We start from the raw sequence: 15,031 nt of genomic DNA, 5'->3' as shown, positions 1-15,031 counted from the left end.
TTATTTCCCCCTCACTATCGTTCCAATTGATTCGCCATTTACGGCACGTTTAATATTTCCTTCTTCCATAATAGAGAATACGATTAATGGAATGTCATTGTCCATACATAATGAGGACGCAGTAGAATCCATTACTGCAAGCCCTTCTTTTAGCACATCAAGATATGAAAGCTTGTCATATTTTACTGCATCCGCATCTGTACGAGGATCAGCACTGTAGACACCGTCTACATTATTTTTCGCCATTAAAATGACATCTGCTTCAATTTCTGCTGCACGAAGTGCTGCCGTTGTATCTGTAGAGAAATAAGGGTTACCAGTACCTGCAGCAAAAATCACGACACGTTTCTTCTCAAGATGACGGATCGCTTTTCTTCTTATGTATGGTTCTGCAACCTGTCTCATTTCGATAGAGGTTTGTACCCTAGACTGAATGCCAAGCGTTTCTAGGCTGTCTTGTAGCGCGAGTGAATTCATCACTGTTGCCAGCATGCCCATGTAGTCTGCTGTTGCACGGTCCATTCCTAAGTCACTACCTGTCTTACCGCGCCAAAGGTTTCCTCCGCCTACAACAACTGCAACCTCAACATCTAGCTCTGCAATTTCTTTTACTTGCTTTGCAATTGAATGAATGACAGTTGGGTTAATTCCATTTCCAGCATCACCTGCTAGTGCTTCGCCACTTAGCTTCAGTACAATGCGATTATATTTCGGTTTGCTCATGATAACCTCCAAGTGTATACTATACCGTCTCTTATTATGCGTAAGAAACTGCCTTTTGTAAATCAATATCCTCTAAAAAATAGGGAACACAGTGCTTGTGCTCCCTAAAAAAGCCCCAGAGAGCTTTTAAACATTATTTTTTCACTTGGCTCATCACTTCATCAGCAAAGTTGTCTTGACGCTTCTCAATGCCTTCGCCCACTTCATAGCGAACATAAGTTTGAATGCTTGCGTTTTTCGCAGCTACTACTTGTTTCACTTTTTCATCTGGGTTTTTAACGAAAGCTTGGTCAAGTAAACAAATTTCTTCGAAGAATTTGTTTAGACGGCCTTCTACCATTTTAGCAACGATGTTTTCAGGTTTTCCTTCTTGAAGCGCTTGCTGCGTTAATACTTCGCGCTCACGGTTTGCTTCTTCTTCTGACACTTGGTCACGAGAAATGTATTTAGGGTTTACAGCAGCAACGTGCATTGCGATGTCTCTTGCAAGCTCTTCGTCAGTTGTTCCGTTAAGAACAGCTAACACACCGATGCGTCCGCCCATGTGTAAGTAAGAACCGAATGCTGCGTTATCTTCTTTCGTGATAACAGAGAAACGACGTAGAGTGATTTTCTCTCCGATTTTCGCAATTGCAGATGTAATATGCTCTTCAACTGTTGAACCGTTTTCCATTTTAGAAGCATGAGCTTCTTCAATTGTTGCAGGTTTAGCAGCAAGCAAATGATCAGCAAGTTCGTTAAGAAGTGATTGGAATCCTTCGTTTTTCGCAACGAAATCAGTCTCAGAGTTCACTTCTAGGATCACGCCTGTGTTGCCGTCAGTTTTGATAAGAGTTAATCCTTCTGCAGCAATACGGTCTGCTTTTTTCGCAGCTTTTGCAATTCCTTTTTCTCTTAGAAGATCGATTGCTTTATCGATGTCACCATCAGTTTCTGTTAACGCTTTTTTACAGTCCATCATACCTGCACCAGTTTTTTGACGCAGTTCTTTCACTAATTGAGCAGTAATAGCCATTTTACATTTCCTCCTTCTATGTTAAAACACGGATTACTAGGTGAAAAAAAGGTGATAAAAGGCATTTCCCTCTTATCACCTTTTGAATAGGTTACGCAGTTGTTGTTTCAGTTTCTGTCGTTTCTTCTACAACAGCTTCTTCTTCGCCTTGTTTAGACTCAAGAATCGCATCTGCCATTTTAGCAGTTAGAAGTTTTACAGCACGGATTGCATCATCGTTTGCAGGGATCACAACATCAATTTCGTCTGGATCACAGTTTGTGTCAACGATACCGATGATTGGGATATTCAATTTACGAGCTTCTGCAACTGCAATACGCTCTTTACGAGGGTCGATAATGAAAAGTGCATCCGGAAGACCTTTCATGTCTTTGATTCCGCCTAGGAATTTTTCAAGACGTTCTAATTCTTTTTTCAGTTGAACGACTTCTTTCTTAGGAAGAACATCGAATGTACCGTTTTCTTGCATTTTTTCAATATCTTTTAAACGTTTGATACGTTTTTGGATTGTTTCAAAGTTTGTTAAAGTTCCACCAAGCCAGCGTTGGTTCACATAGAACATACCAGAACGGATTGCTTCTTCTTTCACTGAATCTTGTGCTTGCTTTTTCGTACCAACGAAAAGGATTTTTCCTCCGTCAGCAGCAAGGTTTTTCGTGAAGTTGTAAGCTTCTTCTACTTTTTTCACCGTTTTTTGAAGATCGATGATGTAGATACCGTTACGCTCTGTAAAGATGTAACGCTTCATTTTTGGGTTCCAACGGCGTGTTTGGTGACCGAAGTGTACACCAGCTTCTAGCAATTGTTTCATAGAAATAACTGACATGTTGTTGCCTCCTAATATAATGGTTTTTTTTCCTCCGCTCAAGTCATGTTCACATAAAACTGCGCCACGGCAGCACCTTCATACGAATCATTAAGCGTGTGTATTTAACACCAAGAAATAATATAACACATGATGGACTGACAATCAAGAATCCTTTACAGCTTTCCGCTAAATTTTAATAAAAGCTCGATTTCTGTCTTGCCCGTTTTCAGTTCTTTCGCTATTTCTTCTAGCGAATGCCCTTGGTCATATAAGGTCTTCACTTGGTCCTCGAATGTTTCTTCTACTTCACTTTCAGAAGACGCAAAAGCGTCTGATTCAAGATGTGGAACGGGTTCGTTTACCTTCTCTTCCTGCACTTCAACTTCGCTAAGGAGAGCCGACAAGTGCTCTGGTACTGGCTCTTCACTTTCTACCGATTGCTGGGATTCAATTGGTGTTTGTGGCTGCTTTGGTGTCTGAAAATCTGTTTTCAGCTCTACAGCAGAAAAATCAGGGGAAGCGGCTGCCACTTTTGATAGTTTGTCATTCTCTTCTTTGACTTCCATCAAAAATGCAGCCAGGGTATTTTCCGTTTCTTCTAGAAGTTCTCGCTGCTTTTGTTCAGTTGCCTTCAGCGAATTCATTCTCGTATATAAAATGATCACAAAATAAATAAGTGCAGCATGAAGCATGAAGCTAATCAGCCATAACATATTTTTTCACTCACTAACTCTTTAAGATTGAATGGCTTTATCAAGCAGATGCTTAAGCTTGAACAATGCCTTTGAATGAATTTGCGAAATGCGTGAGGTCGATAAATTGAGCACGTGACCGATTTCCGTTAACGTCAGTTCCTCTTTATAGAAAAGACTGATCACGAGCTTTTCTTTTTCAGATAGCTCGGTCATTTTTTCAGCAAGCTGTTCTATTAATTCATCTTTCAGCATCTTCTCCTCAGGTGTCACAGTTTTCTCGTCGCGAATCATGACTTGGACGTTTTCACCGTCTTCTTGATCATGCAGCTTCTCGTCGATTGAAAGCAGATTTGCAAAGAAACCTTCATTCATTGTTGTGACAACATCCTGTTCACTCATGCCAAGTTCCTCTGCCACTTCTGTCGGCGTCACATTTCGTAAATAGCGTTGTTCAAGCTTTTCAATAGCCGCTTCTACTTTTTTTGTTTTTTCTCTTGATGTACGAGGCAGCCAGTCCTCTTTACGAAGACCGTCGATGATGGCCCCGCGGATTCTGAAGGATGCATATGTATCAAACTTCAGATCTCTTCCGGGGTCGAATTTTTCAAGGGCATCATATAAACCGAGCATCCCTAGACTGATCAAGTCTTCTTTATGCACTGACTTCGGGAGACCGATGGAAATTCTTCCAACATGATATGTGACAAGCGGCATATAGCGGCGCATAAGATCATCTCCAGCAGCTGGGTCCTTCCACTCTTTCCATCTAGCCCATAGCGCCTGATCTTCGTAATTTAAGGATTGCATCTTTCTCCCCCTATACTTCCTTAGTTATATCTTCATAATGCCTTGCTTCACAGTGCGGATCTCAAGCTCTGTCGTAAGCGGGTCAAATTCAATCGTACGGCCATTGTTCCCGCCCGTATCCTCACTAATGATCGGGATGCGATAAAGAGACAGGTGTTCTTTAACAGCTGATACGTTTCTAGGTCCAATTCTCATCAGATCATTGGTTGTCTTAAACTTAAACATTTCTGCGCCACCAGCAAGTTTTGCCTTTAGCGCATGTTTGCGCGCTCCTTCTTTAAGGAGCAGATCAATTGTATGCTTGACACCTGTATCTGCATATTTAGCCAAGTTCTCCACTGCCCCTTTTGCAAGGGATGAGTCTGGAAGCATGACATGGACAAGACCTGCCAGTTTTTTTTCTTGATCAAACAGAACAAGCCCTACACAAGAACCAAGTCCGGATGTCCGAATGCGATCCGGTGTTTTCACAAGCTGAACATCCGCAATACCAACCTTTACAACTGCCGGAATCTGAACGTTCATTACAGGTTACCTAATGCTTTGAATAGTTTTTCAAACGATTCAAAGTCTGGTAATAGAAACATATTTCCTTTCAGCTCTTGCTTATTTTGATCATCAAAAATTGATGTATCAATCACAATTGCCTGATCACCTAGAGGGCTAAATTGCATTAATCCTTCGCTAATGACAGCCCCGAACATATCGAGCGTAACATCTGGAACACTTGGGTGAAGCTGCAATTTTGTTAAATCGGCAAGGGCTGATAAATAAGAGCCTGCTAAAATATTTCCCAGCTCGTGTAGTGCTGACGTCCCCATCACATGCTCGTGAATGGTATCAATATCAAATGCTGGATCTCGTACAAGCTCTCTTACAAATTGCTCGGCTTGCTCAAAGGGCATAATGAAAAAGATAGAGCCAGATAAATCTCCTTCCATTCGCAGGAAAATACTTGCAACTGGGAGGTCTGCACCACCAAAAAAATCCATTAATTCTTCAAAAGAGAGAACCTTGACAAACGGAACAGCCATATCTATTTTGCGATCTAATAGGCTGGCAAGAGCAGACGCGGCGTGGCCTGCTCCAATATTCCCGACCTCTCTTAACACATCCAGCTGTTCATCTTTTATTTCATTGAAAATGCTCATTTCACATCCTCCTTAATGAACAGGTGCATCTTGAACGCTCTTATCGAGGACAGCACCAGGATGAATGATATTAAATAGACGCTGATCATGCTTAATGATACCTGTCACCCATGATTGTCCTTCTTTTTCAGCTGATTCAGGAGAAGATTCTACTTCTTCCTGATGGACTGTAATGACATCATTTGCTTCATCAACAACCCAGCCGACTTCAATGTCACCAACTTGTACAATAATCATTCTTGTTTCATCTGTAATTTCGTTGTCACTTGATCCAAGTCTCACTCTAAGATCGATGACAGGCGTCACGACACCGCGCAGATTAATAACACCGCATATATAAGGGGCAACGCCAGGGATTCTTGTCGGTTGCTGCCATTTTTCAATGGACTTTACTTCTGATACTGAAATGGCGTATTCTTTTTTGTTTACGATAAACACAATCATCTTTTCGCCAGTTTTGATATCTGTACTCATTTCAGACCGCTCCTCTATTGTTTTTTACTTGATCAGTGCATTACAGTCAACGATGAGTGCAACCTGACCGTCGCCTAGGATTGTTGCGCCTGAGATCGCAAACACGTTTGGCAGGTAATCTCCTAGTGATTTCAATACAACCTCTTGCTGACCAATGAATGAATCGACCACAAATGCTGTCAGCTTGTCTCCTTTACGAACAACGATGATGTGCAGTTCTTCCTCTAATTCATTCGCATTTGGTACGTGGAATTGTTTCTTCAGGTACACAACCGGTACGATAAATCCGCGGAAGTCAATCACTTCACGATCATGCGTTTGAAGGATGTCGCTTTTCTTAATAACAGCCGTTTCAATAATAGAAGAAATCGGAATCGCAAATGTTTCCTCTTCCAGCTTCACAAGAAGAACGGAAATAATTGACAATGTAAGCGGGAGCTGGATAGAGAACAATGAGCCCTGTCCTTCTGTTGAGTTGATGCTCACAGATCCGCCTAGTGATTCCAGCTTGTTTTTCACGACGTCAAGACCTACACCGCGGCCTGAGATGTCAGATATCTCATCAGCTGTAGAGAATCCTGCTGCAAAGATCAATGAATCAATTTGATGATCTTCGATGGTTTCCGCTTCTCTTTCGGTAATAACCCCGCGCTCTAGTGCTTTTTCAAGCACCTTTTTACGGTTAATCCCGCCGCCGTCATCTTCTACTTCAATGAAGACGTGATTTCCACTATGATAAGCCTTTAATAGAACGGTTCCTTTTTCTGGCTTGCCTTTTTTCACACGTTCTTCTGGCGATTCAATCCCGTGATCTAGACTGTTTCTGAGTAAGTGTAAGAGCGGATCTCCAATCTCGTCGATCACTGTTCGATCAAGCTCAGTATCAGCGCCTTCAATGATCAGTTCAATTTTCTTATTGAGCTCTTTTGTCAATTGACGGATCATACGAGGGAACCTGTTAAACACAGTTTCTACAGGTACCATTCTCATGTTCAGGATGATCGATTGCAGATCGCCTGAAATACGTGTCATTCTTTCGACGGTATCAGTGAGTTCGTTATTTTCAAGCTCTTTGGCAATCTGTTCTAAACGTCCTCTATCAATAACCAGCTCTTCAAATAGATTCATAAGAGAATCTAGACGATCGATGTTGACACGAATCGTTTTCGTGCCACCGGCAGCTGCACCGTTATTGCCATTTGCTTTTGGCGCATCGTTTGCTGGTGCTTTCGCAGCAGGCACGGAGACTTCTTCTTTTTTCTGTTCAGGTTTTGCTTCTTGTTTTTCAGCTGGAGTCGCTTCTTCAAATGCAGAAACTTCTGAGATCTCAACTTGTTCAACTTCTGAGATCGTCATCACGATTTTTTTCACTACGTCCATCGGTTGTTTAGATAAATAAGAAATACTGAATTCAGATTCGAAATCTTCTGATTCTAAAAGTTCTGCATTTGGAACTGTTTTGACGACCTCGCCTGCTTCGTTCAGTCTTTCAAAGATCATATAGACACGAACGGCTTTTAATAAGCATGCGTCACTTAATGTTACATTGAGTTCATAACATTTAAAGCCTTGTTCCCTCGCTTCATCAAGCACTGTTCGTTCAAATTCGTTATAGTCTAAGTCGTTAGCAGCAGCCGCTGATACATCCGCTGTTTCAACACTAGGAGCTGCCTCAGCATGGCTTCCTGTCACATCTAGCTTTTTACTAATCTCTGTGACATCGCGTTTCCCATCTCCGCCTTCTGCAATTGATTGAACCATTGCTTCAAGGTGATCAAGTGCTTCAAACATCGTGTCCATTGACTCAGGTGTGACAATCATTTGTTCATTTCGAATGGCATCAAACATGTTTTCTAAATGATGTGTTAGCTGAGCCATATCAGCGTAGCCCATCGTTGCGCTCATGCCTTTCAATGTGTGAGCCGCTCTGAATATATCATTCACTAGCTGCAAGTCAGTTGGGTTCTTTTCTAAATCAAGAAGTTTTTCATTACAAGTTTGTAAGTGTTCTCTGCTTTCATCTAAAAAGATATCTAAGTATTGGTTTACATCCAACGTGTTCACGCCCTCTCTTTTTTCATGGAGCTTATAATTGCATGTGCGATGTCATCCACATGCCTTGTTTCATGTGCAAGGCCTGCTTTAATGACTGATTTAGGCATTCCGAAAACAACACATGATTCTTCTTTTTCTGCAATGACTTTTGTATGACCGCTTGCGACCATTTTTTTGACACCTTCTGTGCCGTCACTACCCATGCCTGTCATAATGACAGCAATTTTCTCGTAACCCTTTATATGACTGATGGATTCAAATAAATAGTTAACAGAAGGTTTGTGCCGGCTTTCCGTGTCCTCTGGAGATAGCCTGATGACTAAGGATGCCCCTTGTTCATGAAGTGACATATTCATTCCACCAGGCGCTATGTAGGCTACTCCATTTTTAGCGATGTCTCCATCTTGTGCTTCTTTAATCGAAATTTGAGATAAATGGTCTAACCTAGTAGCAAGTGATGCCGTAAATCCTGCCGGCATATGCTGCACAATCAAAATAGGTGCTTCTATGTCCTTGGGCAGCTTCGTGACAACTCGTTGAAGTGCCCTTGGCCCTCCCGTTGATGTTCCGATTGAAATAATCTTTCGGAGTGAGCCGCTTTTCACTGCTTGCGGGCGAGGTGCAGCCACTGGAATTGGCGGCTTCATCACCGGCGGCTTTGGAGAAACCTGTACTTCAGTGCGTTTCCTTGACAGCCCTGCCGCAAGCACCCGTTCTACAATTTGGCCTCTTACTTTGTGTAAATCGAGCGAAATACTTCCTGAAGGCTTTGTCACAAAGTCAAAAGCACCAAGTTCTAAGCAATGGATGGTTAAATCTTTCCCTTGCTTTGTCTGGCTTGACACCATAATCACGGCAAGGTCGTGTTCAGCCAGAATTTGTTTTAATGCTTCTGTTCCATTTAAAACAGGCATTTCCACATCTAATGTGACGACATCTGGATTCAGTTCCTTTATCCGTTTTAAGGCATCTTCCCCATTTCGCGCCGTTCCGACGACTTCTATTTCTTGCTCGGCACTTAGGAAATCACTAATGAGCTTTCGCATAAAGGCCGAGTCATCTACTACAAGCACTCTAATCATGAGTCCACCTTCCTCCTTTTAAAAAAAGAGGACAACTTATCTATAAACGTATGCTGCTCTCTCTGTGCCTCTCTTATCTGCTGTTGATAAAGTGTTTCTGCCAGCATCTTGATCGTTTTACTCAGCCGTGAATGAGGCTGCTTCATATAAAATGGAATTTGTTCAGCCACCGCTTTTGGAACCGCAGGATCATCCGGCACAGCACCAGCAAATACTAGTTTTCTGTGTAGAAATGATGTGACCACTCCTGCTAATTTCCGGTAGGTTTCTGACCCTTCTGACGGGGTTTTACAACGGTTGACAATGATTTGCACAGATTGTTCGAACTGATGAATCGCTAAGTGTTTAATTGCGCTGTAGGCATCCATAATCGATGTTGGTTCCGGCGTTGTCACAACCACAACTTCTCCTGCTGATAAAACAAAAGGTAGTTGATCTTTAGACAAGCCAGCCCCCATATCAAAGAAGATACAATCAAAGTCGTGCATCATTCTTTCCATTTCCACTAGAAAAAACGACCATTGATCTTTATCTAAAGAAAACAGCTGTTCAAGTCCGCTTCCGCCAGAAATGTAATAAAGGTTGTTCGTTCCTTGAGTCATAGCTGCTTGGAAGGATTTCTTCCTGACAAGAACATCTAATATAGAGCTAGTCGATGTTTTTCCTAGTAAAATATCAATATTCCCCATACCAAAATCAAGGTCGATGACTAACACTCGCTTCCCTGCATTTGCGATAGACAGTGCCATATTCAGTGTCAAATTCGATTTTCCAACCCCGCCTTTACCGCTCATGACAGCAATGGTTTTTGCCTGTCCGCTTATACCAAGAGGAGTTGGTGTGATCGTTTGATTCTGCTGAACGAGCTTTCTTAAACCTTCTGCTTGGTCGGGCTTCATCATTGTAAGACCATCCTTGTTAATTCAAGAGGAGAGCCCTCTAGAATATCCTCAGGAACATTTTGACCATTTGTTAAAAAGCCAAGTCCAATTTGAGAGTCTGCAATGATTTGAAAGATGGTTCCCATCGTGTCTGTTTCATCTACTTTTGTAAAAATGAATTGATGAATTGGAACATGTTCAAAGCGTTTGACCATGGCGTTCATGTCCTGATACTTCGAGGTCGCACTCATCACTAGGAAACTTTGAATGCTTTCATCAAATGGAATGATGTCTGTCAGCTCTTTGATATACGCTTCTTCTTTAAAGTTACGACCCGCTGTGTCTACGAAAATATGATCATACTCTTTAAAAGTCTCTTGAGCTTTTACAAAATCCTCTCTCGAATAACAAACCTCAAGCGGTGCATTGAGCAGTTCCGCATATGTTTTCAGTTGTTCGATCGCTGCAATTCGGTACGTATCTGTTGTAATAAAAGCGATTTTCTTTTGCTTCTGAATGGCCGTTTTGGCAGCGAGCTTTGCAATCGTTGTTGTTTTACCAGCTCCAGTTGAACCAAACAGCACAATGTATTTTGAACGAATCATCGGCTCATCAGAGGTGTGAGCCGGCAGCATATCTGCCAGCAGTTGTTCAAGTTCTTTTTGAATTTGATCTTCCTTGACAGCACCCTTTGTTAAAAGACCTTTGAGGCATTCGTCTCGAATGGCATCATCAAGACCTTGATCCTTCAGCTTTTGATCGATTGCCATGAGAGGATCAGGCAGAATACCAGCATGCCGCTCATTCCTCGCATATTCTAAAGGCTGAGCTTGAGAAGGTACTGGTTTCACTGCCTCAGGAGCAAAAGACGGCTCTTCAGGCCGGTGTTGAATTTGCTCCTTTTTCGGAAATACTGGAAGAGGAGGCGCAGGGTGTCCACCTTTACCCGCTCTTTCTTCAAAATCTTGATCCAGCACTGCAATCACTTCAACCATTTGCTGTTTCTTTAAACCGAATAGCTTTCGTTTCACAACAGTTTTGGAATTTAAAATGACGGCATCCTTCCCAAGCTGTTGCCTAATTTGAATCGTCGCCTCTTGCATTGAATTCGCTATGATTTTTTTCATTTTCATTAGATATCCACCACTCCGATGCTCTGTACTTCCACATTTGCTTCTAGTTCGTTATAAGATAGTACCGGTAAGTCCGGGAAATATCTTTCTAACAGCTGCTTGACGTACATTCTTATAGGAGGTGAGCACAATAGAACCGGCGTTTCCTGACGGAGCGAAAGCTGTTCAATTTCTCTCGCCACTGATTGAATCACACTTTCAGAGGATTCTGGATCTAACGATAAGTAGTTGCCATGCTCTGTCTGCTGTACACTGTCAGCAATCACCTTTTCCACTCGGCCTGAGCATGTCACGACTTTGAGCGATTCATTTTCTCTCGCATATTGTGCGGTAATCTGTCTTGCCAGCGCCTGTCTGACATACTCTGTTAACAAATCTGTATCTGTCGTTAATTTTCCGTAGTCTGCAAGTGTCTCAAAAATGGTGACAAGATTTCGAATAGAAACCTTTTCTTTCAGCAGTTTTGCCAACACTTTTTGAATATCACCAACTGCTAGTGGATTTGGCGTCACCTCATCCACTAAGACAGGATAACTTTCTTTCAGATGATCGATTAATTGCTTCGTTTCTTGGCGTCCGAGCAGTTCGTGTGTGTTTTGTCTAATTTTCTCTGTGATGTGAGTAGACACAACCGATGCAGGATCTACAACCGTATAGCCAAGCATCTCAGCCTGATCTTTTTCTGCTTCTGAGATCCATTTAGCCGGAAGACCAAAGGATGGCTCGATTGTTTCAATCCCTTCAATCGGATCATCATCCGGCGTAGGAGACATCGCTAAGTAGTGATCAAGCAGTAGCTCCCCTTTTGCCACTTCGTTCCCTTTTATTTTAAGCCGATACTCATTTGGGTTAAGTGCAATGTTGTCTCGAATTCGAACAACTGGAATCACAAGACCTAATTCGAGGGCAAGCTGCCTTCGGATCATTACAATTCGATCTAACAGGTCACCGCCTTGATTTGCATCGGCTAGCGGAATCAAGCCGTAGCCAAATTCAAATTCAATGGCATCCATTTGCAAAAGGTGAATGACGCTTTCTGGACTTTTCATCTCTTCTACCTCTGCCTGTTCCTCTAGCACCTCTTCGATTTCTTCTTGATCCTGTTTGTTTTTCGACATCAAGTATGCGCCGAGAGCAAGTAAACCTGCGATCGGTCCAGTCAACAGTACGCCGATTGGAGTAAACAACCCAAGAAGGAAGATCGTGCCTGCTGTGACGTAAAGCATAGCAGGGAATGCAAACAGCTGTTCAGTGATATCTGACCCAAGGTTCCCATTAGAAGCAGCCCTTGTGACGACAATTCCTGTCGCTGTTGAAATGAGAAGTGCAGGAATTTGTGAAACAATTCCGTCTCCTACCGTTAATAGTGTAAAGTGGGAAGCTGATTCTTGAATCGACATTCCTTGCTGAAGCATCCCAATAATAATCCCAAAAATAATATTAATAATGACAATGATAATACCTGCGATGGCATCCCCTTTGACGAACTTACTTGCACCATCCATCGCACCATAAAAGTCTGCTTCTCTCGCTACTTTTTCACGGCGATTTCTTGCTTCACTTTCTGTCAGCATTCCTGCATTTAAATCAGCGTCAATACTCATTTGTTTACCTGGCATCGCATCGAGGGTAAATCTTGCCGCAACCTCAGATACACGCTCAGCCCCTTTGGTGATCACTATAAATTGAATGATGATCAGGATAAGGAAGACAACCAGACCAACGAGTATATTTCCACCAACAACAAATGAACCAAACGTTTCTACAACTTTTCCAGCGTCTCCAGTTGATAGGATAGATCGTGTTGTAGAGATGTTAAGCCCTAAGCGAAACAGCGTTAAGAGCAAAAGCAATGATGGGAATATTGAAAATTGCAGTGGTTCTTGCATGTTCATTGTGGTGAGAAGCACGATAAGCGCAAGAGAAATATTAATAATGATTAAAATACTTAATAGCATTGGCGGAAACGGTATGACCAGCATCGCCACAATTAAAATAACACTGAATAAAACAGATAAATCTCTTGCTGCCATGCCTGTTCTCTCCTTTTAAAACCAAAAATTCATAAAATCTTTTGTTTCGTTTTATATACGTAAGCTAAAATTTCTGCGATCGCCTTAAAGTATTCCTCTGGGACCGCTTGGTCGATGTCGACCTGATCATATAGTGCCCGAGCGAGCGGCCGATTTTCTACGGTCATGATATCGTGCTCTTTCGCAATTGTTCTAATTTTCAAAGCCAAAATATCTATTCCCTTTGCCACAACAAAGGGCGCATCCATCTTTTCTTCGTCATATTTCAAAGCAATTGCGTAGTGGGTTGGGTTTGTAATGATGACGTCGGCTTTTGGGACTTCCTGCATCATCCGTCTCATGGCCATTTCCCGCTGGCGCTGTTTAATCTTTGATTTTATGAGCGGGTCACCCTCTGATTTTTTATACTCATCTTTGATGTCTTGTTTGGACATCCGTAAGTTTTTTTCATAATCAAATTTCTGATACATATAATCAAGCCCTGCTAAGATCATGAGAGCACCTGCTGCATACAGACCCATAATCAAGGTCATATTTGCGACGAAATGAAGGGTTTCCTCTGCTGTTAATAAAGGAAGCCTCAGGATTTCGTCAAAGTGCATCCAAAGTGCAATAAATGTCGCAAAACCAATTAAACCAATTTTCAAAATGGATTTTAATAGCTCTACGAGGGCTCGAATACTGTATATCCGTTTAAACCCTTTAATAGGATCTAGCTTTTCTAATTTCGGTTTGATGATTTCTGTTGAAAAGAGAAAGCCAACTTGTAAATAGTTACTGATGACGCCTGCCAGCATACCGACACCAAGGATTGGCATGAGAAGGAGCCCTGTTTCCTGAAGCAATTCCACGAATAGTTGATGAATATTAGATGTGCTAACTTTCATTAGCATGGTTGTTGAATAAAAACGTTCAATGAGCGCAATAATACGCTCTTTCATAAAAGGCCCAATAAAAAAGAATGATAAAAAGATTAATAGAAATGAGATGGCTGTATTGACGTCGGTACTTTTGGCAACCTGACCTTTTTTACGTGAATCTTGTCTCTTTTTCGGCGTTGCTTTTTCTGTTTTTTCACCTGCGAAAAATTGCAAGTCTAGTCTAAGTCTTGTCATCATGACGAACCACCGACCAATGCTAAGAAATTCCTCATGGTGAGTACAATCGTATCAAATGTATTTTGGACAACCCCGAAGATGACGCCCATACAGATGATGATCATAACAAAACTCACACCCATTTTAATAGGAAGTCCGACAACAAAAACGTTCATCTGCGGAACTGTTCGTGCCACAATGCCCAGTGCCAAATCGACCAAAAACAAGCTAGCAACGACCGGTGCTGAGATTTGAAAGGCAATGATGAACATTTGGTTGAAGCTCTTTGCAATAAAATAAGCAAAGGATTCACTGCCGAAATTCAGTGCGTACTGATCAATTGCAATATATTGAAAGCTGTAAAAGATTCCATCAAGCAGCAGGTGGTGTGCATTGGTTGCCAGCATCAATAGCAATGTGACCGTATAAAAAAACTGCCCCATCAGCGGCGTTTGCGCGCCTGTTTGCGGATCAATCACATTGGCAATCGCAAAGCCCATTTGAAAATCAATAAATGAGCCGGCAATTTGAACTGCGGACACCATGATATATGCAATCAAACCAAGCAGAAGTCCGACCATTGCTTCTTTCACCGCAAGCATCATATAAAGACCGTCTATGTCGAGTGCTGGCGGTTCCTTAATCGTGCTAAAACTAATCACGGCTAAAAACAGTGAGAATCCAACTCTGTGTACAGCTGGGATCGTTCTATGCGCTAAAAGCGGTACTGTCACAAAAAAAGCGGTGATCCGAATAAAAACTAATAGAAATGCAGGGAATAATTCTATGATTGACATCGCTCGTTAACCTGCAAATCGATCTAAATTCGAGAACAGCTCTGTCGTAAAGGACACAATGGTTGACAGCATCCATGGACCAAACACAACAAGCCCGATAAGAACTGCAACAATTTTAGGAATGAACGCAAGCGTCTGTTCTTGAATTTGGGTTGTCGCCTGAAACACACTGACAATCAGTCCCACAATAAGAGCGAGCGCTAGAAGCGGCCCACTGACAAGCAATACCACATACACTGATCTTTCAGCCATCGTAATGACAAATTCTGAACTCATGTTT

Annotated in this window: 16 protein-coding genes; all 16 read right to left on the bottom strand. The window is 42.0% G+C overall.

Going from position 1 to position 15,031, the window contains the following annotated elements:
- On the bottom strand, positions 1-723 hold the full coding sequence (gene pyrH, locus MHI33_RS09455) for a UMP kinase (protein WP_003210919.1): 723 nt from the start codon (positions 721-723) through the stop codon (positions 1-3).
- A gap of 133 nt (positions 724-856) precedes the next feature.
- The gene (gene tsf / locus MHI33_RS09450; protein WP_044141897.1) at positions 857-1,738 is read right to left on the bottom strand and encodes a translation elongation factor Ts; all 882 of its coding nucleotides are present in this window, start codon (positions 1,736-1,738) and stop codon (positions 857-859) included.
- Positions 1,739-1,829: 91 nt separating this feature from the next.
- On the bottom strand, positions 1,830-2,564 hold the full coding sequence (gene rpsB, locus MHI33_RS09445; protein ID WP_003212093.1) for a 30S ribosomal protein S2: 735 nt from the start codon (positions 2,562-2,564) through the stop codon (positions 1,830-1,832).
- 155 nt (positions 2,565-2,719) lie between these two features.
- On the bottom strand, positions 2,720-3,259 hold the full coding sequence (locus MHI33_RS09440) for a Swarming motility protein SwrB (protein ID WP_044141898.1): 540 nt from the start codon (positions 3,257-3,259) through the stop codon (positions 2,720-2,722).
- A 21-nt stretch (positions 3,260-3,280) separates the two neighbouring features.
- Positions 3,281-4,048, bottom strand: a complete 768-nt coding sequence (locus MHI33_RS09435; RefSeq protein WP_012009976.1) for a FliA/WhiG family RNA polymerase sigma factor — start codon at positions 4,046-4,048, stop codon at positions 3,281-3,283.
- Positions 4,049-4,072: 24 nt separating this feature from the next.
- A complete protein-coding gene (locus tag MHI33_RS09430) occupies positions 4,073-4,573 on the bottom strand; it encodes a chemotaxis protein CheD (RefSeq protein ID WP_044141899.1) in 501 nt (166 codons plus the stop codon).
- The gene (locus MHI33_RS09425) at positions 4,573-5,199 is read right to left on the bottom strand and encodes a chemotaxis protein CheC (protein ID WP_003211405.1); all 627 of its coding nucleotides are present in this window, start codon (positions 5,197-5,199) and stop codon (positions 4,573-4,575) included. Before MHI33_RS09425 ends, MHI33_RS09430 begins: the two co-directional genes overlap by 1 nt.
- 12 nt (positions 5,200-5,211) lie before the next feature.
- Positions 5,212-5,673, bottom strand: coding sequence for a chemotaxis protein CheW (locus MHI33_RS09420; protein WP_044141900.1), 462 nt, complete (start codon positions 5,671-5,673; stop codon positions 5,212-5,214).
- Between the two features lie 24 nt (positions 5,674-5,697).
- Positions 5,698-7,728: a chemotaxis protein CheA gene (locus tag MHI33_RS09415; protein ID WP_044141901.1), complete on the bottom strand. Its 2,031-nt coding sequence runs from the start codon at positions 7,726-7,728 to the stop codon at positions 5,698-5,700.
- Positions 7,729-7,733: 5 nt separating this feature from the next.
- Positions 7,734-8,810 (bottom strand): protein-glutamate methylesterase/protein-glutamine glutaminase, encoded by a 1,077-nt coding sequence (locus MHI33_RS09410; RefSeq protein ID WP_044141904.1) that lies wholly within the window; start codon positions 8,808-8,810, stop codon positions 7,734-7,736.
- Positions 8,807-9,712 (bottom strand): MinD/ParA family protein, encoded by a 906-nt coding sequence (locus MHI33_RS09405; protein ID WP_044141906.1) that lies wholly within the window; start codon positions 9,710-9,712, stop codon positions 8,807-8,809. Before MHI33_RS09405 ends, MHI33_RS09410 begins: the two co-directional genes overlap by 4 nt.
- Positions 9,709-10,824, bottom strand: a complete 1,116-nt coding sequence (gene flhF, locus MHI33_RS09400; RefSeq protein WP_044141908.1) for a flagellar biosynthesis protein FlhF — start codon at positions 10,822-10,824, stop codon at positions 9,709-9,711. The genes MHI33_RS09405 and flhF overlap by 4 nt, the downstream gene beginning before the upstream one ends.
- Entirely contained in the window at positions 10,824-12,857 is a 2,034-nt protein-coding gene (gene flhA, locus MHI33_RS09395) for a flagellar biosynthesis protein FlhA (protein WP_044141909.1), read from the bottom strand. Before flhA ends, flhF begins: the two co-directional genes overlap by 1 nt.
- Before the next feature lie 29 nt (positions 12,858-12,886).
- Complete coding sequence (gene flhB / locus MHI33_RS09390) at positions 12,887-13,975, bottom strand: flagellar biosynthesis protein FlhB (RefSeq protein WP_044141911.1); 1,089 nt, start codon at positions 13,973-13,975, stop codon at positions 12,887-12,889.
- Positions 13,972-14,751, bottom strand: a complete 780-nt coding sequence (gene fliR, locus MHI33_RS09385) for a flagellar biosynthetic protein FliR (RefSeq protein ID WP_044141913.1) — start codon at positions 14,749-14,751, stop codon at positions 13,972-13,974. The genes flhB and fliR overlap by 4 nt, the downstream gene beginning before the upstream one ends.
- Before the next feature lie 6 nt (positions 14,752-14,757).
- Positions 14,758-15,027: a flagellar biosynthesis protein FliQ gene (gene fliQ, locus MHI33_RS09380; protein ID WP_003211206.1), complete on the bottom strand. Its 270-nt coding sequence runs from the start codon at positions 15,025-15,027 to the stop codon at positions 14,758-14,760.
- Positions 15,028-15,031 lie beyond the last annotated feature (4 nt).

It is taken from the genome of Bacillus sp. FSL K6-2971 (assembly GCF_038006405.1).
Classification (GTDB): Bacteria; Bacillota; Bacilli; order Bacillales; family Bacillaceae; genus Bacillus; species Bacillus pumilus.
Note: the sequence above shows the minus strand (reverse complement) of the source record. Positions and strands in the feature narration are given on the sequence as shown.

What these genes read in the sequence shown, in the direction of transcription:
- pyrH (WP_003210919.1), bottom strand. Translation starts at nt 723, where the DNA reads ATGAGCAAACCGAAATATAATCGCATTGTACTGAAGCTAAGTGGCGAA.
- tsf (WP_044141897.1), bottom strand. Translation starts at nt 1,738, where the DNA reads ATGGCTATTACTGCTCAATTAGTGAAAGAACTGCGTCAAAAAACTGGT.
- rpsB (WP_003212093.1), bottom strand. Translation starts at nt 2,564, where the DNA reads ATGTCAGTTATTTCTATGAAACAATTGCTAGAAGCTGGTGTACACTTC.
- MHI33_RS09440 (WP_044141898.1), bottom strand. Translation starts at nt 3,259, where the DNA reads ATGTTATGGCTGATTAGCTTCATGCTTCATGCTGCACTTATTTATTTT.
- MHI33_RS09435 (WP_012009976.1), bottom strand. Translation starts at nt 4,048, where the DNA reads ATGCAATCCTTAAATTACGAAGATCAGGCGCTATGGGCTAGATGGAAA.
- MHI33_RS09430 (WP_044141899.1), bottom strand. Translation starts at nt 4,573, where the DNA reads ATGAACGTTCAGATTCCGGCAGTTGTAAAGGTTGGTATTGCGGATGTT.
- MHI33_RS09425 (WP_003211405.1), bottom strand. Translation starts at nt 5,199, where the DNA reads ATGAGCATTTTCAATGAAATAAAAGATGAACAGCTGGATGTGTTAAGA.
- MHI33_RS09420 (WP_044141900.1), bottom strand. Translation starts at nt 5,673, where the DNA reads ATGAGTACAGATATCAAAACTGGCGAAAAGATGATTGTGTTTATCGTA.
- MHI33_RS09410 (WP_044141904.1), bottom strand. Translation starts at nt 8,810, where the DNA reads ATGATTAGAGTGCTTGTAGTAGATGACTCGGCCTTTATGCGAAAGCTC.
- MHI33_RS09405 (WP_044141906.1), bottom strand. Translation starts at nt 9,712, where the DNA reads ATGATGAAGCCCGACCAAGCAGAAGGTTTAAGAAAGCTCGTTCAGCAG.
- flhF (WP_044141908.1), bottom strand. Translation starts at nt 10,824, where the DNA reads ATGAAAATGAAAAAAATCATAGCGAATTCAATGCAAGAGGCGACGATT.
- flhA (WP_044141909.1), bottom strand. Translation starts at nt 12,857, where the DNA reads ATGGCAGCAAGAGATTTATCTGTTTTATTCAGTGTTATTTTAATTGTG.
- flhB (WP_044141911.1), bottom strand. Translation starts at nt 13,975, where the DNA reads ATGATGACAAGACTTAGACTAGACTTGCAATTTTTCGCAGGTGAAAAA.
- fliR (WP_044141913.1), bottom strand. Translation starts at nt 14,751, where the DNA reads ATGTCAATCATAGAATTATTCCCTGCATTTCTATTAGTTTTTATTCGG.
- fliQ (WP_003211206.1), bottom strand. Translation starts at nt 15,027, where the DNA reads ATGAGTTCAGAATTTGTCATTACGATGGCTGAAAGATCAGTGTATGTG.